20 protein-coding genes are annotated in these 20,869 nt (G+C 68.3%); 19 read left to right on the plus strand and 1 reads right to left on the minus strand.

Translation table 11 applies throughout. The annotated features are described in order from the left end of the window. Positions 1–35: 35 nt before the first annotated feature. A complete protein-coding gene (locus tag KO481_RS03655; RefSeq protein ID WP_215915451.1) occupies positions 36–971 on the minus strand; it encodes a hypothetical protein in 936 nt (311 codons plus the stop codon). A 359-nt stretch (positions 972–1,330) separates the two neighbouring features. On the opposite strand from KO481_RS03655, the gene ftsH reads away from it, so the two are divergent. The 19 genes from ftsH to KO481_RS03750 all read left to right on the plus strand — a co-directional run bounded on the left by ftsH (position 1,331) and on the right by KO481_RS03750 (position 20,823). Continuing rightward, positions 1,331–3,706, plus strand: coding sequence for an ATP-dependent zinc metalloprotease FtsH (ftsH, locus tag KO481_RS03660; protein ID WP_215915452.1), 2,376 nt, complete (start codon positions 1,331–1,333; stop codon positions 3,704–3,706). Between the two features lie 185 nt (positions 3,707–3,891). Beyond that, entirely contained in the window at positions 3,892–4,446 is a 555-nt protein-coding gene (folE, locus tag KO481_RS03665; protein WP_245400434.1) for a GTP cyclohydrolase I FolE, read from the plus strand. Positions 4,447–4,532: 86 nt separating this feature from the next. Continuing rightward, entirely contained in the window at positions 4,533–5,474 is a 942-nt protein-coding gene (gene folP, locus KO481_RS03670; protein ID WP_215915927.1) for a dihydropteroate synthase, read from the plus strand. 44 nt (positions 5,475–5,518) lie between these two features. Then, the gene (folB, locus tag KO481_RS03675; protein WP_215915928.1) at positions 5,519–5,917 is read left to right on the plus strand and encodes a dihydroneopterin aldolase; all 399 of its coding nucleotides are present in this window, start codon (positions 5,519–5,521) and stop codon (positions 5,915–5,917) included. 150 nt (positions 5,918–6,067) lie between these two features. Continuing rightward, positions 6,068–6,604 (plus strand): 2-amino-4-hydroxy-6-hydroxymethyldihydropteridine diphosphokinase, encoded by a 537-nt coding sequence (gene folK / locus KO481_RS03680; RefSeq protein WP_215915454.1) that lies wholly within the window; start codon positions 6,068–6,070, stop codon positions 6,602–6,604. Between the two features lie 19 nt (positions 6,605–6,623). Then, positions 6,624–7,091, plus strand: a complete 468-nt coding sequence (locus KO481_RS03685; RefSeq protein ID WP_215915929.1) for a DUF3180 domain-containing protein — start codon at positions 6,624–6,626, stop codon at positions 7,089–7,091. Between the two features lie 73 nt (positions 7,092–7,164). Beyond that, on the plus strand, positions 7,165–8,088 hold the full coding sequence (locus tag KO481_RS03690) for a DUF6779 domain-containing protein (protein WP_215915455.1): 924 nt from the start codon (positions 7,165–7,167) through the stop codon (positions 8,086–8,088). A 323-nt stretch (positions 8,089–8,411) separates the two neighbouring features. Further along, positions 8,412–9,368 carry a Rossmann-like and DUF2520 domain-containing protein gene (locus tag KO481_RS03695; protein ID WP_215915930.1) on the plus strand — a complete coding sequence of 319 codons (957 nt, stop codon included), beginning with the start codon at positions 8,412–8,414 and terminating at the stop codon, positions 9,366–9,368. Further along, the gene (panC, locus tag KO481_RS03700; protein WP_215915456.1) at positions 9,368–10,366 is read left to right on the plus strand and encodes a pantoate--beta-alanine ligase; all 999 of its coding nucleotides are present in this window, start codon (positions 9,368–9,370) and stop codon (positions 10,364–10,366) included. Before KO481_RS03695 ends, panC begins: the two co-directional genes overlap by 1 nt. Positions 10,367–10,421: 55 nt before the next feature. Further along, positions 10,422–10,841: an aspartate 1-decarboxylase gene (gene panD / locus KO481_RS03705; protein ID WP_215915457.1), complete on the plus strand. Its 420-nt coding sequence runs from the start codon at positions 10,422–10,424 to the stop codon at positions 10,839–10,841. A 49-nt stretch (positions 10,842–10,890) separates the two neighbouring features. After that, entirely contained in the window at positions 10,891–11,685 is a 795-nt protein-coding gene (locus KO481_RS03710; RefSeq protein WP_215915458.1) for a type III pantothenate kinase, read from the plus strand. 203 nt (positions 11,686–11,888) lie between these two features. Further along, the gene (locus KO481_RS03715) at positions 11,889–12,506 is read left to right on the plus strand and encodes a cysteine dioxygenase (protein WP_215915459.1); all 618 of its coding nucleotides are present in this window, start codon (positions 11,889–11,891) and stop codon (positions 12,504–12,506) included. Then, positions 12,503–12,934: a rhodanese-like domain-containing protein gene (locus tag KO481_RS03720; RefSeq protein ID WP_215915460.1), complete on the plus strand. Its 432-nt coding sequence runs from the start codon at positions 12,503–12,505 to the stop codon at positions 12,932–12,934. The genes KO481_RS03715 and KO481_RS03720 overlap by 4 nt, the downstream gene beginning before the upstream one ends. Positions 12,935–13,231: 297 nt before the next feature. Next, complete coding sequence (gene lysS, locus KO481_RS03725) at positions 13,232–14,698, plus strand: lysine--tRNA ligase (RefSeq protein WP_215915931.1); 1,467 nt, start codon at positions 13,232–13,234, stop codon at positions 14,696–14,698. A 117-nt stretch (positions 14,699–14,815) separates the two neighbouring features. Further along, complete coding sequence (locus KO481_RS03730; protein ID WP_215915461.1) at positions 14,816–15,184, plus strand: histone-like nucleoid-structuring protein Lsr2; 369 nt, start codon at positions 14,816–14,818, stop codon at positions 15,182–15,184. Positions 15,185–15,488: 304 nt separating this feature from the next. Then, the gene (locus KO481_RS03735) at positions 15,489–16,049 is read left to right on the plus strand and encodes an FHA domain-containing protein (RefSeq protein ID WP_215915932.1); all 561 of its coding nucleotides are present in this window, start codon (positions 15,489–15,491) and stop codon (positions 16,047–16,049) included. 90 nt (positions 16,050–16,139) lie between these two features. Next, entirely contained in the window at positions 16,140–17,102 is a 963-nt protein-coding gene (locus KO481_RS03740) for an esterase/lipase family protein (protein ID WP_215915462.1), read from the plus strand. Between the two features lie 254 nt (positions 17,103–17,356). Further along, positions 17,357–19,900, plus strand: coding sequence for an ATP-dependent Clp protease ATP-binding subunit (locus KO481_RS03745; RefSeq protein WP_215915463.1), 2,544 nt, complete (start codon positions 17,357–17,359; stop codon positions 19,898–19,900). A 146-nt stretch (positions 19,901–20,046) separates the two neighbouring features. Beyond that, positions 20,047–20,823: a phytanoyl-CoA dioxygenase family protein gene (locus KO481_RS03750; RefSeq protein WP_215915464.1), complete on the plus strand. Its 777-nt coding sequence runs from the start codon at positions 20,047–20,049 to the stop codon at positions 20,821–20,823. Positions 20,824–20,869 lie beyond the last annotated feature (46 nt).

The following is a 20,869-nucleotide window of genomic DNA, read 5'->3' on the forward strand; positions in this document are numbered from 1 at the left end:
GCCGGTGCACGCCGGAGCGAAGGCCGGAAATACAGCTAGTCCGGCAGCGAGCGCAGGATGCCGCGGCCGTAGCGCTGGAACTGCGAGTCGTCGACCATGCCCAGCGAGTGCCGCTCCACCAGCAGCTCCCACTCCGAATACAGCTGGGCCACGCCCGGATCAGGCGGTGCGACGGCGCCGTCGGCCGCCTCGCGCTGGATGGCGAAGTTGAGCGCGCCGATGACACGGTCGGTGTCGGCGCGGTCGGCGCCGGTGAAACCCATGCTCTGGCTGCCGTCGAAGACGCTGATGCCGTAGGCGCCGGGCTCGTCGCCCTCGGGCTGCGGGGACTCCTCCCCGGACGACCGCGCCGACAGCAGCGCCGCGACCGGCACCTCGAAGGCCTGTCGGGCGCCCGGGCCGATCGATAAGAACAGTAATCGCTCGGTGGTGACCGCGAGCAGGCCGCGCCCGCGCCCGACGGGCGGCTGGGCGGTCGCCAGCGCGGTCTCGAGGGCGAACTCCTCGGGGCCGATCATGCGGTGCAACGCGCCGATTGCCGCCCGGGTCTCGCGCCGGGGCGCCATCCGCCGCACCGCGCGGTCCACATCGGCGCGGGTCGGTCCGGACTTGCCCCATGCGGGCGCCGGGGGTGTGAGATCGGGCACCGACATATCGATGCGCTGGGTGGCCAGGATCTGGGTGTTGATCCGCTCCACGATGACGATCGCGGTCGGCATGTCGTGTTCGGCGATCAGCACCGGCAGTGGGGTGCGGTCGGCCGGCACGCCGGTCAGCACCGGGCTGGGATAACGAAGATATATCTCGATGACGACCGCGTCGTCGGCTCGCCGGTTCAGCCTGACCTTCAGCAGGTCGGAGACCGGAACGTCGAGCACACGCTCGCCGTCGGCACCCGGCCGCAGAACCTGCACTCGGCCGCCGCCGTGGCGCAGTATCGCTGTGGGTGTCCGTAGCTCGACTATGTCCATACCCCCTGCGCTCTGTCGGGTGTGCGGTGCTTCGCCAGGCCCTGGGTGGTTACGCAAGCTACCGCTCCAGGGCCCATTGCTCACGCCGCGGTGTTGTGTTGTCGCTCACAATAGGTGGTGCATGCCATGATTGTGACTGCTTGGGACGGGAACCACCTGCGTTCTCCGACCGTTTAGGTACTGAACTGCATTAGCTGCCGAACTGTGCGATGTAACGGATAGACCGTACGCGGTAACGTGGCTTGTCCGCATCCGTTCGCTCCGACCGGGGCGTGCGGAACCGAAGTGGGCAGCGCCCGATCGCATCGTAGGCACACCCCGGAATCACCGGAAAGGACTGGCCCGCCGGCCGACGCTCTATGAACCGCAAGACAGTGTTTCGCAACCTGGCCATAGTCGCGGGCATCCTGCTCGTGATCTATCTGGTCAGCTATTTCAGCAACGACACGCGCGGCTGGAAGAACGTCGATACCTCGGTGGCGCTCACCCAGCTTGCCGACAAGTCCAACATCAAGCAGGTTCAGATCGATGACAAGGAGCAGCAGCTCCGCATCACGCTGAACAAGGGCAACGACGCCACCAGCGGCCAGACCCAGATCATCGCGAAGTATCCGGGCGGCAGCGAGGTGTCCGCGGAGGTCCTCAAGGACGTCCAGAGCTCGGGCGCGCCCTACAACACCTCCGTCAAGCAGGACAGCTGGCTCACCCAGGTGCTGCTGTTCGTGCTGCCGATGGTGCTGCTGCTGGGGCTTTTCGTCTTCGTCATGGCCCGCATGCAGGGCGGTGGCCGCGGCGGCATGATGGGCTTCGGCAAGTCCAAGGCCAAACAGCTGTCCAAGGACATGCCCAAGACGACGTTCGCGGACGTGGCCGGCGCCGACGAGGCGGTCGAGGAGCTCTACGAGATCAAGGACTTCCTCCAGAATCCGGCTCGCTACCAGGCCCTGGGCGCCAAGATCCCGAAGGGTGTGCTGCTGTACGGCCCGCCCGGTACCGGTAAGACCCTGCTCGCGCGCGCCGTCGCCGGCGAGGCGGGCGTCCCCTTCTTCACCATCTCCGGCTCGGACTTCGTCGAGATGTTCGTCGGTGTCGGCGCCTCGCGCGTGCGCGACCTGTTCGATCAGGCCAAGCAGAACAGCCCCTGCATCATCTTCGTCGACGAGATCGACGCGGTCGGCCGCCAGCGCGGCGCCGGCCTGGGCGGCGGCCACGACGAGCGCGAGCAGACGCTGAACCAGCTGCTGGTCGAGATGGACGGCTTCGGCGACCGCACCGGCGTCATCATCATCGCGGCCACCAACCGGCCCGACATCCTGGATCCGGCGCTGCTGCGCCCGGGCCGCTTCGACCGGCAGATCCCGGTGAGCAATCCCGACCTGGCCGGTCGGCGCGCGATCCTGCGGGTGCATTCGGCGGGCAAGCCGATCGCGGCGGAGGCCGATCTGGACGGCCTGGCCAAGCGCACCGTCGGCATGTCGGGTGCGGATCTGGCCAACGTCATCAACGAGGCCGCGCTGCTCACCGCGCGCGAACACGGCAACGTGATCACCGGCGCCTCGCTGGAGGAGTCCGTGGACCGCGTTATCGGTGGCCCGCGGCGCAAGAGCCGCATCATCAGCGAGCACGAGAAGAAGATCACCGCCTACCACGAGGGCGGCCACACCCTGGCGGCCTGGGCGATGCCCGACATCGAGCCGGTCTACAAGGTGACGATCCTGGCGCGCGGCCGCACCGGCGGCCACGCCATGACTGTGCCCGAGGACGACAAGGGCCTGATGACCCGCTCGGAGATGATCGCCCGCCTGGTGATGGCGATGGGCGGCCGCGCCGCCGAGGAGCTGGTGTTCCACGAGCCGACCACGGGCGCGTCGTCGGACATCGACCAGGCCACCAAGATCGCCCGCGCGATGGTCACCGAGTACGGCATGAGTGCGCGGCTGGGCGCGGTGCGCTACGGCCAGGAGCAGGGCGATCCGTTCCTGGGCCGGTCGATGGGCATGGCCTCGGACTACTCGCACGAGGTCGCGCGCGAGATCGACGAGGAGGTGCGCAACCTCATCGAGGCCGCGCACACCGAGGCGTGGGCCATCCTCAACGAGTACCGCGACGAGCTGGACTCCCTGGCCACCGCGCTGCTCGAGCGCGAGACCCTGCACCGCAAGGATCTCGAGCAGGTGCTCACCACCGTCGACAAGCGCCCGCGCATCACCGCCTTCAATGATTTCGGCGAGCGCGTCCCGTCGGATCGCCCGCCGGTGAAGACCCCGCGCGAGCTGGCCGCCGAGCGCGGCGAGCCGTGGCCGGAGGAGGAGGCCGCACCGGTGCTGGAACCGGCCGCCGCCCCCGTCGCCAACGGCTACCCGCCCGAGGCCTACCGGCAGCCACAGCCGCAGCCGGGCTACGGCGCCCCGCAGCCGGGCTACCCGGTGCCCGGTGCGGCTCCGGCGTACCCGCAGCAGGGCGGCACGCATGGTTCCCGGCCCGATTACGGCGCCCCGGCCGGTTGGTCGGCCCCGGGCTGGCCGCCGCAGGAGGAATCCCAGCAGCAGCCGCAACAGCCGCAGCAGCCCGGCTACGGCGGCCCGCAGAACCACGGCGGCTGGGCGCCCGCGGGTGGCCAGCGCTACGGCCGATCGGGACATCAGCAGCCGAACGACGCCGAGGGCGGGAGCCAGCTCGGCACGCCCACCGAGAGCGACGGTAACGAGTGGGACGGACCGAACGGCCGCCACTAACCGGCGGTGATTAGGCTCGACGATCGGGGCGCAGGGATCTATCCGCGCCCCGTTCGCGCCCGTCGGGCGCGAGTGATCCAAATGTGTGGAGGTGTTCTCGAGTGTCGGCCAACAACAACGGAGCGGGTCCCGATGGAGCATCCGCCGGTCTGGTCGCGCTCGAAACCGGGCGCCGCTTCGATCAGATGCGCGCCGAAGCGGCCGTGCGCGAATTGCTGCTGGCGGTCGGCGAGGATCCGGACCGCCCGGGCCTGATCGATACCCCCTCCCGCGTCGCGCGCGCCTACCGGGAGATGTTCGCCGGGCTGTACACCGAGCCGGACCGGGTGCTGGACACCACCTTCGAGGAGGGCCATCAGGAACTGGTCCTGGTGCGCGACATCCCGCTGTACTCCACCTGCGAGCATCATCTGGTGTCGTTCCACGGTGTAGCGCACGTCGGCTACATCCCCGGCCCGCACGGGCGCGTGACCGGCCTGTCGAAGCTGGCGCGCCTGGTCGACCTGTACGCCAAGCGGCCCCAGGTGCAGGAGCGGCTGACCAGCCAGGTCGCGGACGCGGTGATGCGCAAGCTGGATCCGCGTGGCGCGATCGTGGTGGTCGAGGCCGAGCATCTGTGCATGGCGATGCGCGGCATCCGCAAACCCGGCGCCAGCACCACGACCTCGGCGGTGCGCGGCCTGTTGCAGACCAGTGCCTCCTCGCGTGCGGAGGCCTTGGATCTGATACTGCGCAAGTGAACCGCTCGCAGATGTCCGCAGGCGGCCAGGCGTCCGGTCCGGGCGCCGGGTTCGTGCGCCCGCGCGACGGGCGTTCCTGCGTGGTGATGGGCGTGGTCAACGTCACCAGCGATTCGTTCTCCGACGGCGGCCGTTATCTGGATCCCGGCCTGGCAGTCGCCCACGGGCTCGAACTATTCGAGCTGGGTGCGGACATTATCGATGTGGGCGGGGAGTCCACCCGTCCGGGTGCGATCCGGATCGATCCGGAGATCGAGGCGGCGCGTGTCGTCCCGGTGATTCGCGCGCTGGCCGCGGCCGGAGTCCCGACGAGCGTGGACACCATGCGTGCGAGCGTCGCCGAGGCGGCGATCGATGCGGGCGTGTCGATGGTGAACGACGTTTCCGGTGGCCGCTCGGATCCGAACATGGTGAAGGTCGTTGCCGCGGCGGAGATTCCGTGGATTCTCATGCACTGGCGGGCCGAGGCGGACTACCGCCACCTGGGCGCGGCCGAACACTACGAGGACGTGGCCACCGAGGTGTGGCGGGAGCTCGGCGCTCAGGTGGATCTGGCGATGGCGGGCGGTGTCACACCCGACCGGCTGATCCTGGATCCGGGCCTGGGCTTCGCCAAGAACGCCAGGCACAACTGGGAGCTGCTGGGTGCGTTGTTCTCCGGGCTGATCGAGCTGACCGAGGGGGGCTTCCCGGTCCTGATCGGCGCGTCCCGCAAGCGTTTCCTCGGATCGCTGCTGGCGCAACCGGGTTCGGACGGCCCCGTGCCCCGGCCGCCGGACGGCCGGGAGGTCGCGACCGCGACGATCTCGGCGCTGGCCGCCGAGCACGGCGCCTGGGGGGTGCGCGTGCACGATGTGCGCTCGTCGCTGGACGCGATCGCGGTGGTGGACGCCTGCCGTCGCGCCGCGCGGGCGCTGGACCGGAAGTATCAGAGCGCCGGCGAGCACGAAAACAGTTCCGGCACAACCGAACCAGGTGACACCCCGACCGACGTGGCCGAATCGCCCGCGTTAGGAGACCAGAGTTGACGACCGATTCCGTTGCGGAGCAGTCCCTTTCCGGATCCGGCGCGATGCGGCCGCCGAGTGCGGCGCCGGGCCGTCAACACCGCATCGAGCTACGCGGGTTGCGGGCCTACGGGTATCACGGCTGCTTCGATTTCGAGCGCCGCGACGGCCAGGAGTTCGTCGTGGACATCACGCTCTGGCTGGATTTCACCGAGGCGGCTGCGACCGACGATCTTTCGCACACCGTGCACTACGGCGAGCTGGCCGAGCGCGCGGTCGCGATCGTGCAGGGCCCGCCCCGCAACCTCATCGAGACGGTGGTGTCCGAGATCGCCGACGAGGTGATGACCGATCCGAAGGTCGCCGCCGCCGAGGTGGTCGTGCACAAGCCGTCGGCCCCGATTCCGCACACTTTCGCCGATGTGCGAGTGGTTGCCACCCGCAGCCGCGAGGTGCAGGTATGAGGGAGCTTGCGACCGAATCGATGTGCCGGTGTGCCCGGCGCATGCCGGAGCCGAGCGCCAGCGAGGTGCAGGTATGAGGGAGCTTGCGACCGAATCGATGTGCCAGTGTGCCCGGCGCATGCCGGAGCCGAGCGCCAGCGAGGTGGAGGCATGAGTCGTGCGGTGTTGTCCATCGGATCGAATCTGGGCGACCGCCTGGCCCATCTGCGCAGCGTCGTGGATGCGATGTCGCCGTGGCTGGCCGGCGTGTCCTCGGTGTATTCGACGGCGCCCTGGGGCGGCGTGCCCCAGCAGCACTATCTCAATGCCGTACTGCTGGTGGAGGATCCGGCCGCGGACGCGCGGGACTGGCTGCGGCGCGGGCAGGAACTCGAGCAGGCCGCCGGGCGGGTTCGCGAGGTACGCTGGGGCGCAAGGACTCTCGACGTCGACGTGGTGTGGTGCGCCGAGCATCGCCCGGAGGGGCTGCGGGTGTGCCGCAGCACCGACCCGACGCTGACGCTGCCGCATCCGCAGGCACACAACCGGGCCTTCGTGCTGCTGCCCTGGGCTGAGATCGAGCCGGATGCCGTGCTCGAGGTGCTGGGGAGCCCGAGCCCGGTGCGCGAGCTGCTGGCGGCGCTGGATCCGGCCGAGCGCGAAGGGGTTCGGCTGACCGAGCTGACGCTGCGACGGGCGGCATCGTGAGGGCACCGGCATGAATGTCATGAAGCCGACGAAGATCCTGGACCTGACCGCGAATGTGCTGATCGCCGCGGTGGTCGCGTGGGTCGCCACGCGCTGGGCGTATTCGAGTTTCCCGCCGATCACGGTGATCGCGGGCGCCTCGCTGTATCCGGTGGCCGCGCTGGAGGCGGTGCTGGCCTTCGTGATTCGGGCCCGGGTCGGGGACAGCCGCATCGGTGACGGCCCCAAGCAGCTGCATCCGATCACCGCCGCGCGGGCCGCGGCGCTGGCCAAGGCCTCGGCGCAGGTGGGCTCGCTCGCCGCCGGGGTGTGGCTCGGGTTCCTGATCTGGGTGATGCCACAGCGCTCGACGCTGCGCGCGGCGGCCTCGGACACGCCGGGGGCGATCGTGGGTCTGATCGCGGGCGCCCTGCTGGTGGCGGCGGCACTGTGGCTGGAGTATTGCTGTCGCGCGCCCAGTGAGCCGCCCGACGAACCAGCAATCTAGTGGCAAAATAGTTAGCTCGAATCACCGAAACTGCTGCGAGCCAGATCTCACGGCGCAAGCTACCCTGGCGGGCATGGTGTCACCCGCCCGTAGCAGTACCTCCCGCAGTCGGCGGGATGACGCGGGCAATTTGATCATCGGCGGTTTGATTCTGCTCGGTCTGATTGCCAGCGTGTTCCTGATATTCAGCAGCAGTGTGCAATTGGTCCGGGTCGGCCTGGTTGCGGCGCTGTGGGCCGCGGTCATCGGGGCGGTTGCCGTCACCCGATATCGCCGGGATTCCGCGGCCGGCCAGGCGAGGGTGCGGGAGCTGCAGGCGGTCCACAAACTGCAGCTCGAGCGCGAGATGTCCGCGCGGCGCGAGTTCGAGCTCGCCGCCGAGGCCCGGATCCGCGCGGAGGTCGGCGCCGACGCCGGCGAGATGGCCGCGCTGCGCGCCGAACTCACCGTGCTACGCGAGAGCCTGCAGCGGTTGTTCGACGGAAATCTGGCCAACGACCGTCCCGCGCTGCGCGCCGATGCGATTCGGTTGCAGGAGCTGCCCAGTGTGGATGCCGCGCCGGAGAATCCCGCGAACGATAACCCGGAGGAAACGGACACCTGGGATGCCTGGAGCTCACCGGCGGCCCGCTATCCGGTGACCCCGGTCTTCGAGCCCGACCACTCCGAGCCCCCGGCCTTCGCCAGCCCGTTCGACGAGCCGGTCACCGCCGAGACGCAGGTCGTGACGAGCGAGGATCTCGAGGCCGCCGCGGAGGCCGACGCCGACGCGCAGCACGACACGGAGATCCTGACGGTCGATGCGGCGGTGTCCGGGCCGCATACCCATGGGACGACCCTGAATGCGGCCACGAACGCCCCGCCCGAGCCGGCCGCAGCGGTCAGCGCGGGCGCACGCCGCCGTCGCCGCGCGGAGTCCGACGACGACTACCCGGGGCGCAAGCTGTCCGTCGCCGAGATCATGGCCAATCTCAAGTCGGAGCAGAGCGCGCGCTGATCGCGTCGGTGGTGCCGCCGCCCCGGCCCGGCTGCGGCCGGGATCCGGCCGGAGTCGCCGCACGCCATCGGATACCGGCCGCATGCACGCCGGATGGCAGTCGCGGACCCGACGTCCAGTAAGCAACGTCACCCGGCCCGGTTCTGGTCGCGTCCCGGGCCGGGCCCTATTCTCGGGACGTAACGTCCGGTACCCGCGCACTCGCGGGACTGGAACGACTTCGAGAGGACACCGATGCCCGAGCGCAGCGAGGGGATCCATAGACACAGCACCATGGACACAGCGGAGCCGAGCGCCGGCGAGGCGCAGCTGTGACCTCGGACATGCCTGTCGCAGGGGCCGACCCTGCGCCCGCACGCCTGACGGTGGGAATCGTCTCGGCGGGACGCGTGGGCTCGGCGGTGGGCGCGGCGCTGGAACGGGTCGGGCACATCGTCTTCGGCGTCTCCGCGATCTCGGATGCGTCCCGCCATCGCGCCGCCGCGCGGCTGCCTGATTCGCGGATCCTGCCGCCCGAGCGGGTGGCCGAACGCAGTGAGCTGCTGATTCTGGCCGTCCCCGATACCGAACTGCCGGGGCTGGTCGCTGGCCTGGCGGCCGCGAACGCGGTGCGGCCGGGCACGATCGTGGCCCATACCTCGGGTGCGAATGGCATCGCCGTGCTGGCGCCGCTCACCGCCGCGGGTGCGCTGCCGCTGGCCATCCATCCGGCGATGACCTTCACCGGCCACGACGAGGACCTGGCCCGCCTCGGCAACGCGTGTTTCGGCATCACCGCGGCCGACGAGATCGGCTACGCGATCGCACAGTCGCTGGTGATCGAGATGGGCGGCGAGCCGGTCCGGGTGGCCGAGGAAAACCGCACGCTGTATCACGCCGCCCTCGCACACGGCAGCAATCACCTGGTCACGCTGATCGTCGATGCGGTCGCCGCGCTGCGGTCCGCGCTGGCCGGTCCGGGCCTGCTCGGTCAGCAGGCGATCGACGACGAGCCCAACGGCCTGGCCGAGCGGATGCTGGCCCCGCTCGCGTCCGCGGCGCTGGACAACGCGCTGCGCCGCGGCCAGTCCGCACTGACCGGTCCGGTGGCGCGCGGCGACGCGGAGACGGTGTCGGCGCATCTGGCTGCGCTGGCCGCCGCCGACCCGCGCCTGGCTGCCGGATATCGCGCACTGTCGCTGCGTACGGCCCAGCGGGCGCGGACCAACCCCGCCCTCATTGATTTGCTGGAGAATGACTGTTCGACCGAGCAGGGTCGTTCGGAAGAAAGGCACGGCTGATGTTCGATCCGAAGCTGCGCGGCGCGTACCGGCCGGGAGAGCTGACCGTCCTGCACGATCCGGCCACCGTGACCGCCGTGTCCACCGCCCTGCGGTCGGTTGGCCGCAAGGTAGCGCTGGTGCCGACGATGGGCGCGCTGCACGAGGGCCATCTGGAGCTGGTCCGGCAGGCGCGGCGCACCAATCAGGTCGTGATCGTCTCGATCTTCGTCAATCCGCTGCAGTTCGGGGCGAACGAGGACCTGAGCACGTACCCGCGCACCCTCGACGCGGACGTGGAATTGCTGCGCGATGAGGGTGTGGAACTGGTCTTCGCGCCCAGCGCCGAGCAGATGTACCCGGTCGGTCCGCGTACCAGCGTGCAGCCGGGTCCGCTGGGCGCCGAGCTCGAGGGTGCCAGTCGCCCAACGCATTTCGCGGGCGTGCTGACCGTCGTGAGCAAGCTGCTCCAGATCGCCCGCCCGCACGAGGCGTTCTTCGGCGAGAAGGACTATCAGCAGCTCACCCTGATCAGGCAGCTGGTGCGGGACCTGAACTTCGAGGTCAAGATCGTCCCGGTCGCGACCGTGCGCGAGGCCGACGGCCTGGCCATGTCCTCGCGCAACCGGTACCTCGATCCGGTCCAGCGCGAGCTCGCGACGACGCTGTCCGCGGCGCTGGCCGCGGGGCGCCACGCCGCGGGCCTGGGCCCGGAGGCGGTGTTGTCGGCGGCGCGGGCCGTGCTCGACACCGCCGCGGACATCGAGGTCGACTATCTGGAATTGCGTGCGGCGAATCTGGGTCCGCTGGTGCTGCCCGATGCCGCGGCGCTGGTCGCGCGGGCGCAGGGCGCAGGGCAGGACGCCGAGGGCGGCGGCGAGACGCCCTGGAGCAGCAACGCGCGCCTGCTGGTCGCGGCCCGCGTCGGCAGCACCCGGCTGATCGACAACATGCCGCTCACCGTCGGTGTATCGATGGACGGCCACCCCGCGATCCCCGAAAGCGCTTCGGCGCGTTGAACTTACCCACCCCACCGGCATCGCAGGCACACTGCCGTAGTTAGGAAGTACACCGATGTTGCGCACCATGATGAAGTCGAAGATCCACCGCGCCACCGTGACCCACGCCGATCTGCACTACGTCGGCTCGGTGACCGTGGACCCCGATCTGATGGACGCCGCGGATCTGCTCGAGGGCGAGCAGGTCTGCATCGTCGACATCGACAACGGCGCGCGCCTCGAGACCTACGTCATCGCGGGCGAGCGCGGCTCGGGTGTGATCGGAATCAACGGCGCCGCAGCGCATCTGGTTCACCCGGGCGATCTGGTGATCCTGATCGCCTACGGCATGATGGACGAGACCGAACTGCGCGAGTATGCGCCGCGGGTGGTGTTCGTCGACGAGAAGAACCGTCAGGTGGATCTCGGCAGCGATCCGGCGCACGCGCCCGAGGGGTCCGGGCTCACCTCCCCGCGCTCGCTCACCCCGGCGTGAGCGTCGGTCGCGGCGCACCAACCACGCGTGAAAGGAATCGGCGCATCCGATGCTGCTGACCATCGATGTCCGTAACACCAGTATCGAGATCGGGTTGTTCTCCGGCAGCGGCGAGCATTCGAAGCTGGTGCAGACCTGGCGTACCCACACCAATCCGCTGCTGACGGCCGATGAATTCGCGATGCAGGTGCGCGGGCTGATCGGGGACCGGATCGAGCAGGTGGTCGGGGTGTCCGCGCTCTCGACCGTGCCGCCGGTGCTGCGGGAGCTGCGCGACATGCTGGGCCGGTATTGGGCCCACGTGCCGCACGTCCTGGTCGAGCCGGGGGTGCGCACGGGCATTCCGCTGCTGGTCGACAACCCCAAGGAGGTCGGCGCGGACCGCATCGTGAACTGCCTGTCGGCCTTCCAGCGGTACGGCACGGCGGCGATCGTGGTCGATTTCGGCAGCAGCGCCATCTGCGTGGATCTGGTGTCGGCCAAGGGCGAGTTCCTCGGCGGCGCCATCGCCCCCGGCGTGGAGATCTCCATGGAGGCGCTGGTCGCACGGACCGCGCTGCGCCGCGCGGAGCTGGCGCGCCCGCGCTCGGTGGTCGGCAAGAACAGCGCGGAGTGCATGCAGTCCGGGGCTATCTTCGGCTTCGCGGGCCTGGTGGACGGCCTGATCGATCGCATCCGCGACGAGATGGACGCGTTCGCGGGCAACGACGTCGCGGTGGTCGCAACCGGCGCGAGCGCGGCGCTGATCGTGCCGGAGTCCGAGACCATCGACCATTTCGAACCGCATCTGACCCACGAGGGCCTTCGTGTGGTGTACGAGCGGAATCAACAGCGGCGCAGGTGAACGCCGCACGCCTACCGATTCCGGACCTGTAGCCGGCCCGGTGCGGCGGCCGAGTTCTTGCATCGGCCGGTTCGCCTGCTAGACTCGCCGACGTGTCGTACCGCGTGAGCATCCAGGAGTGTTGTCGAGGCTGATTCGCCTCGGCTGATGTCGGGGCTTCGTATCCGCCCCCCGGTCAGCACACTTCCCCTGGAGCCTCGCTCATGCGTTCCTCTGCACTCACCCTTTCCCCTCGCGCGCTGTCCTCGCACGTGCCCGCGACCTCCCGCCTGTCCGCCGACGTCACTGATCGCGCGATCGCCTCGGCCCTGCCCACTCGCCTCCGCCCGGCGGATCTGCTGCGCCTGACCGATGAGGGCGCCGAGGACGTGCTGGCGGGCCGGTACGACCATCTCCTGCCACCCGGTGGTGCCTGGCCCCGCGAAGAGCGTTGGGCCACAAGGCTGTCCGCCGACGAAGAGGTCGACGTCTGGCTGATCAGCTGGGTGCCGGACCGCTCGACCGAACTGCACGATCATGCCGGATCGCTAGGCGCGCTCACCGTGCTCAGTGGTGCGCTGTCGGAATTCCGTTGGAACGGCAGGGAATTGCGCGAACGCACGCTGTCGGCGGGCGATCAGGCTTCGTTCCCGCTCGGCTGGGTGCACGACGTGGTGCGCGCACCCGAGAACGCGGTGCCCGGCCCGCTGGATCCGACACTGTCCGTGCATGCCTATTCACCACCGCTCACCGCCATGTCCTATTACGAGGTCACCGGCCACGGCACCCTGCGCCGCAACCGGACCGTCCTGACCGATCAGCCGGAAGGCGATGTCAAATGACCCAGTCGACGATCGATCGCATGCTGGACGAGGCCCGCGCCCGGCTGCGGCGCATCTACGCATTCGAATTGCCCGACGCGATCGCCCGCGGCGCGCTGCTGGTCGATATTCGGCCGCAGGCGCAGCGGGTGAAGGAGGGCACCCTGCCGGGTGCGCTGGTCATCGAGCGCAATGTGCTGGAATGGCGCCTGGATCCGACCAGTTCCGCCCGCCTCGCCCTGGCCTCCGGACCCGATGTGGAATGGATCGTCGTCTGCTCCGAGGGATATACCTCGAGCCTGGCCGCGGCGTCCCTGCAGCAGCTCGGATTGCCTCGGGCCACCGATCTGGTCGGCGGATATCAGGCCCTCAAGGCGGCGGGGTTGCTGTCGGTGGCCAGTGGCGCACCTCACTTCGTGCGCGAGGTCGGCGCGCTCGTCTCGGCGTAATTGCCGCCGCACGGTCGTGAATGACCGCGCGGCACAGCCGATTTCGCAAATCTGCCCGGTTTACGGCATTTACGGGCGGGATTCGGTGTGGGGTGGAAGGCCGGTCGAGCGGGTGCGCCTAATTGCGGCCGATTCGGCGCCGCGGGGCACTGCTCGGGCGGAGTAAAACCATTTCTCCGCGCACGATAGGGTATGCGTGTGAGCACCCCGAACAACCCTTCCACCGGTAGCTCCGCGGGCGGCAATCCCACGGGGCAAACCCGTCCTGCCGCAGCGGAAGTCGACGTCCCGGAGCAGATGCGGATTCGCCGGGAGAAGCGCGAGCGCCTGCTCGCCGGCGGTGTGGAACCGTATCCCGTTGTGGTGCCGCGCACACATACGCTCGCGGAAATTCGTGAGGCCTATCCCGAGCTCGAACCTGATACCTCGACCGGCCTGACGGTCGGTATCGCGGGACGTGTCATATTTGTGCGCAATACCGGCAAGCTGTGTTTTGCGCGGTTGCAGGAGGGCGACGGCACGCAGTTGCAGGCGATGATCAGCCTGAACGGCGTCGGTGCCGATGCGCTGGCCGCCTGGAAGTCCGATGTCGACCTCGGAGACTTCGTATTCGTGCACGGTGAGGTGATCTCCTCGCGTACGGGGGAATTGAGCGTCATGGCCGATTCCTGGTCCATGGCCGCCAAGTCGCTGCGCCCGCTGCCGGTCGCGCACAAGGAGATGGGCGAGGAGGCCCGGGTCCGGCAGCGGTATGTCGATCTGATCGTGCGCCCGCAGGCGCGGGAAATGGCGCGCACCCGGGTGAAGGCGGTGCTCGCGCTGCGAAATGCGTTGGAGCGCAGGGGTTTCCTCGAGGTGGAGACCCCGATGCTGCAGACCCTGCACGGCGGCGCCGCGGCGCGTCCGTTCATCACCCATTCCAATGCCCTGGATATGGACCTATACCTGCGCATCGCGCCGGAGCTGTTCCTCAAGCGCTGCGTGGTCGGTGGCATCGAGAAGGTCTTCGAGGTCAACCGCAACTTCCGCAACGAGGGCGCCGATTCCACGCATTCGCCCGAGTTCGCGATGCTGGAAACCTACGAGGCGTACGGCACCTACGACGATTCCGCGCGGATGATGCGGGAATTGATCCAGGAGGTCGCGCAGGAGGTCTTCGGCACCCAGGTGGTGACGCTGGCCGACGGTACAGAATACGACCTGAGCGGCGAGTGGAACACCGTCGAGATGTACCCCTCGCTGTCGGACTCGCTGGGTGTGCAGGTCACTCCGGAAACGACGGTGCCGGAATTGCTGGCTCTCGCGGATCGCGTCGGTCTGGAAATTCCGCAGGACAAGGGCTATGGACACGGCAAACTGGTCGAGGAACTGTGGGAGCACGTCTACGGCGACAAGCTCTACGCACCGACTTTCGTGCGCGACTTCCCCGTGGAGACCTCGCCACTGACGCGGCAGCATCGCAGCAAGGCGGGCGTGACCGAGAAGTGGGATCTCTACGTGCGCGGCTTCGAGTTGGCAACGGGCTATTCGGAACTCGTGGATCCGGTGATTCAGCGGGAGCGGTTCGTCGATCAGGCTCGATTGGCCGCGGCGGGTGACGACGAGGCGATGCGGCTGGACGAGGACTTCCTGGCCGCGATGGAACACGGCATGCCGCCGACTACCGGTACGGGTATGGGAATCGATCGGTTGCTGATGGCACTGACGGGGCATGGAATCCGGGAAACGATACTGTTCCCAATTGTGCGTCCCGCGTCTCGTTGAGTGCAGTTCGGATTCATTCTCGAACCTCCGGCTTGGAAATTTCGAAAATAGAGGTATTCTCGACTCGGGTATCGGCCTAGTATGCGGGTCGCACGATTTCGAGAGGACGTTCATCTCATGGCAAAGAAGGTCACCGTTAGCCTGATCGACGATGTCGACGGTGAGTCCATCGCGGAGGAGACCATCGAGTTTGCGATCGACGGTGTTTCATACGAGATCGACTTGTCCACGACAAACGCGGCAAAGCTGCGGGACGGTCTGGAAACCTGGGTCGCCAGCGCGCGCCGGGTGAGCGGCCGCCGCCGCACTGGCAAGGCCACCAGCCCGAGCGCCGGCGCGCCCAAGAGCCGCGTGTCGATGGATCGCGAGCAGAGCGCCGCAATTCGGGAATGGGCGCGCCGCAAGGGTCACAAGGTCTCCGCCCGCGGCCGCATCTCCGCGGATATTACCGAGGCGTACAACAAGGAAGTCGGGCGCGCCAACTAGTACCGGCGCGGTCACCGGTCGATGGTGAAGAACGACCGGTTGTTCCATTTGCCGCAGCCGTCCGGAGAAATCGTGCGACACCCGGACAGCTGCGGCGTTTTCATGCGTATTAGATATAACCAGTGACGGGTGTTGTGCGCCGATAGCGGTTACCGATCTTGCTAGGCGCTGCGTGGCGCGGCACCATAGAAACCGTGCAATATACGTCGCTGGTCGAGCGGACCACAGGGGTGTCGGCGCGGTGACGGGATTTCACGGATCGTTCCTGCGCTTCGCCGACGACACCGGCCGGCAGCAGGAACTGATGCTTACCCCGGACGTGCAGCGCATCACCATCGGGCGGTCGTCGCAGGCGGATCTGAGTCTGTCCTGGGACGCCGAGGTCTCGCGGCTGCACGCCGCGGTGGAATACCTGGGTGCGCAATGGACGATCATCGACGACGGCCTCTCGCGCAACGGCACCTTCGTCAATGGTGAGCGGCTGGTGGGCCGTCGGCGGCTGGCCCCGGGCGACCGGATCCGGATGGGCAGCTCGATGGTGTCGTTCCACGACTTCGGCGGCGTCGCCGACGATGCGACCCGTATCTCCTCCGGTTCGTTTCCCACGCTGCGCTCGCTCACCGAGACCCAGCGCTCGGTGCTGATCGCGCTGTGCCGCCCGTACAAGAACAATGCCGGATTCGCCACGCCCGCCTCGAATCAGCAGATCGCCGACGAGCTGTTCCTGAGCGTGGACGCCATCAAGACCCATCTGCGCACGCTGTTCTCGAAGTTCGGGGTGGAGGATCTGCCGCAGAACCAGAAGCGGGTGCGGCTGGCGGGCCTGGCGATGCAGAGCGGGATCATCGCCGACCGCGATCTGTAGCCGGTTCCGCGACGGCGTTCGCCGATTCCGCTCCGAATGAAACGTGTTCCAACTAGCCTTCCCGGAACGTGTACTAACTTGGGAGGGTCCATGCGGAAGCTTTTGCGGCGCGGATTGCCCGGATCATTGCTGGTCATGGCCGTTCTGATGGCCCTGCTTACCGGTGCCGTCGGAACCGCCGCGGCGGATTATCCGATCGTTTACAACTTCTTCTCGGGCATCCCGAACGAGCTCGAGCATCCGGGCGGATCGCTGCCGGGATCCAACGATTTCTCCTGTCGGCCCACCGCCGCGCATCCGGATCCGGTGGTCCTGGTGCACGGCACCGGCGGTGGGGCGCAAACCAATTGGGGCACCTACGTGCCGTTGCTGGCCGATGCCGGGTACTGCGTCTACTCGCTGACCTATGGGGCCTACGACAATCTGCCCTGGCCCGTCTCGGCGATCGGCGGCATGCGGCCCATCCAGGACAGCGCGGCGCAGCTCGCCGCGTTCGTGCATCGGGTGCTGGCGGGGACCGGGGCGGCGCGGGTCGATCTGATCGCCCATTCCCAGGGCAATACGGTCGGCAACTACTTCATCAAGCGGCTCGGCGGGGACAGCGAGGTCCATCGGTTCGTCGGCCTGGCCGCGCCGTGGGTGGGCACGTTCGGTCCGGTGGCGGATCCGGTGCGGATGTTCGCCCGGCAGCTGGGCGCCGAACCCGCCGTGGACGCGCTGCTCTCGGCCGGCATGTGCATCCCGTGCGGCCAGATGGCCGGGCAGTCGGAGTTCATGCGCGCCCTGAACGCGGACGGCATCTACGACCCGCATGTCACCTACACCACTATCGAGACCCGCTACGACGAGGCGATCGTCCCCTATACGGTCGGCCTGACCCCGGGCCCGGGCGTCACCAACATCCTGGTCCAGGACGGTTGCCAGGCCGACTACTCCGAGCACGCGGGGCTGGCAGGGGACTCCCGCGCGGCCGCCTACGCCCTCAACGCCCTGGACCCGGCGCACCCGGTCCCGGTGCCGTGTCACTTCGTCTCCCCGCTCGCGGGGGGGTAGAGGTGACCGCCGCGGCTGGGAAGCGGATTGTTCGCTCTCGGCATAGTCGGGGTGGAAACGATTACGACCAGGGGCACGTTGTGCATGAATAAGTCGGGTTGTGATCTGTTCGCCTAGGGTGGATGGAGGGCGACCGCGACCCTCGCCAACTAGAGTGGAGGCGGGGGATGCAACCCCAAGGCTTCATGGCAGGCTTGCTCTCAGTCGACTGAGCGCCGGATGCCGGAATGTCGGAGCAGGAGAGTGAGGGAGCGATGTTCGAGAGGTTCACCGACCGCGCGAGGCGTGTCGTTGTCCTGGCCCAGGAAGAGGCCCGGATGCTCAACCACAACTACATCGGCACCGAGCACATCCTGCTGGGGCTGATTCACGAGGGTGAGGGCGTCGCGGCCAAGTCGCTGGAGTCACTCGGCATCTCGCTGGAGGGCGTACGCAGCCAGGTGGAGGAGATCATCGGCCAGGGCCAGCAGGCCCCGTCCGGGCACATCCCGTTCACCCCGCGCGCCAAGAAGGTGCTGGAGCTGAGCCTGCGCGAGGCGCTGCAGCTCGGCCACAACTACATCGGTACCGAGCACATCCTGCTCGGTCTGATCCGCGAGGGCGAGGGCGTGGCCGCCCAGGTGCTGGTCAAGCTGGGCGCCGATCTCAACCGCGTGCGTCAGCAGGTCATCCAGCTGCTGTCGGGCTACCAGGGCAAGGAGCCGGTGGAGTCGGGCTCGCGTGGCGAGTCGGGCACCCCGTCCACCTCGCTGGTGCTCGACCAGTTCGGCCGAAACCTGACCCAGGCCGCGCTCGAGGGCAAGCTCGACCCGGTCATCGGACGCGCGAAAGAGATCGAGCGCGTCATGCAGGTGCTCTCGCGCCGCACCAAGAACAACCCGGTGCTGATCGGCGAGCCCGGCGTCGGTAAGACCGCCGTCGTGGAGGGCTTGGCCCAGGCCATCGTCAACGGCGAGGTGCCCGAGACGCTGAAGGACAAGCAGCTGTACACCCTCGACCTGGGTTCCCTGGTCGCGGGCAGCCGCTACCGCGGTGATTTCGAGGAGCGCCTGAAGAAGGTGCTCAAGGAGATCAACACCCGCGGCGACATCATCCTGTTCATTGACGAGCTGCACACGCTGGTCGGTGCGGGCGCGGCCGAGGGCGCCATCGACGCGGCCTCGATCCTCAAGCCCAAGCTGGCCCGCGGCGAGCTGCAGACCATCGGCGCGACCACCCTCGACGAGTACCGCAAGTACATCGAGAAGGACGCCGCCCTCGAGCGCCGGTTCCAGCCGGTGCAGGTCGGCGAGCCGACCGTTGAGCACACCATCAACATCCTCAAGGGCCTGCGCGACCGGTACGAGGCGCATCACCGCGTCTCGATCACCGATTCCGCGCTGGTCGCGGCGGCCACGCTGGCCGACCGCTACATCAACGACCGGTTCCTGCCGGACAAGGCGATCGACCTGATCGACGAGGCGGGCGCGCGCATGCGCATTCGCCGGATGACCGCGCCGCCGGACCTGCGCGAGTTCGACGACAAGATCGCCGACGCGCGCCGGGAGAAGGAAAGCGCGATCGACGCGCAGGACTTCGAGAAGGCCGCGCGCCTGCGCGACAAGGAGAAGCAGCTCGTCGCCAAGCGTGCCGACCGCGAAAAGCAGTGGCGCTCCGGCGATCTGGACGTCGTGGCCGAGGTCGACGACGAGCAGATCGCGGAGGTGCTGGCCAACTGGACCGGCATCCCGGTGTTCAAGCTGACCGAGGAGGAGACCACCCGTCTGCTCCGCATGGAAGACGAGCTGCACAAGCGGATCATCGGCCAGGAGGACGCGGTCAAGGCCGTCTCCAAGGCCATCCGCCGCACTCGCGCCGGTCTGAAGGATCCCAAGCGTCCGTCGGGCTCGTTCATCTTCGCCGGTCCGTCCGGTGTCGGTAAGACCGAGCTGTCCAAGGCGCTGGCGAACTTCCTGTTCGGCGACGACGACGCGCTCATCCAGATCGACATGGGCGAGTTCCACGACCGCTTCACCGCCTCGCGCCTGTTCGGTGCCCCTCCGGGCTACGTCGGCTACGAGGAGGGCGGCCAGCTCACCGAGAAGGTGCGCCGCAAGCCGTTCTCGGTCGTGCTGTTCGACGAGATCGAGAAGGCCCACCAGGAGATCTACAACACCCTGTTGCAGGTCCTCGAGGATGGCCGCCTCACCGACGGCCAGGGTCGCACGGTCGACTTCAAGAACACCGTGCTGATCTTCACCTCGAACCTGGGCACCTCGGACATCTCGAAGGCCGTCGGCCTCGGCTTCAGCCAGAGCAACGCCGAGGGCTCGAACTACGAGCGGATGAAGCTCAAGGTCAACGACGAGCTGAAGAAGCACTTCCGCCCCGAGTTCCTCAACCGCATCGACGACGTGATCGTCTTCCACCAGCTCACGACCGATCAGATCGTGGAGATGGTGGACCTGATGATCAACCGGGTCGGCAACCAGCTGCGGAACAAGGACATGGAGATGGAGCTGTCCGACCAGGCCAAGAGCCTGCTGGCCAAGCGCGGCTTCGATCCGGTGCTGGGCGCCCGCCCGCTGCGCCGGACCATCCAGCGCGAGATCGAGGATCAGCTGTCGGAGAAGATCCTCTTCGGCGAGGTCGGCCCCGGTCAGATCGTCGCGGTCGACGTCGAGGGCTGGGACGGCGAGGGCACCGGCGAGGACGCGAAGTTCACCTTCGTCGGCCGGCCCAAGCCGGTCGCCCCGGTCGACACCGAGGAGAAGCCGGTCGCGGCGCTCGCGGGCGAGACCGCGGCGTCCGGGGAGTAGTCCGGAAGGTTTCACCGCACGGCCCCCTCTCGCACTCGCGAGAGGGGGCCGTCGGCATTCTCCGGGCAACGATTCGGGAGAAATTCGGTGGCGGAACCGTAAGCCGTCGTTCATGGTCATTGACGATGTGCGGCGAAGGGAACCCCATGCTGACCGAGACTCGGATCGATACCTTCATCACCGACGGCTTCGTGAAGGTGGAGCAGGCGTTTTCGCGCGAGACCGCCGCTGCGGGGCGGGAAATCCTGTGGCGGGCAACGGGTTGCGATCCGGACGACGCGTCGACGTGGACCCAGCCGGTGGTCCGGCTGGGGGACATGGCGCAGGAACCGTTCCGGACCGCCGCGAATGCCCCGGCGTTGCGCGAGGCATTCGATCAACTTGTCGGGGCGGGACGGTGGGCGCCCCGAGACAGCCTGGGAAGCTGGCCGATTCGGTTTCCGAGCGCCGTGGCACCGGGTGACGACGGCTGGCATGTGGACGCCAGTTTCGGGGAGGGGACGGACTACCTGAATTGGAGGGTCAACCTGTGGTCCCAGGGCCGCGCGCTGTTGATGCTCTTTCTGTTCTCCGACGTGGACGCCGATGATGCGCCCACCCGGATCAGGGTCGGTTCACATCTGCGGTTGCCGTCGGTGCTGGCGTCGGCCGGGGAAGCGGGCCGGACATTGCTCGAACTGCTGGACACCTACGCGGCCACGGCCGACCTGCCGGAGGCGCTGGCCACCGGACGGGCCGGGGACGTGTACCTGTGTCATCCCTTTCTCGTCCATGCGGCGCAGCCGAACCGGACGGGGCGGCCGAAATTCATGGCGCAGCCGCCGCTGACCCTGCGCGAGCCGTGTGTGCTCGACCGGCCGGACGGCGCGTACTCGCCGCTGGAGCGGGCGATCCGGCTCGGACTCGGTACGGCGACCGGCTGAACTCGCAGCCGGGTGCGGCCGGGGGAGAAAAAGGGCGGGAGTGCAG

It is taken from the genome of Nocardia albiluteola, from assembly GCF_018860155.1.
Classification (GTDB): Bacteria; Actinomycetota; Actinomycetes; order Mycobacteriales; family Mycobacteriaceae; genus Nocardia; species Nocardia albiluteola.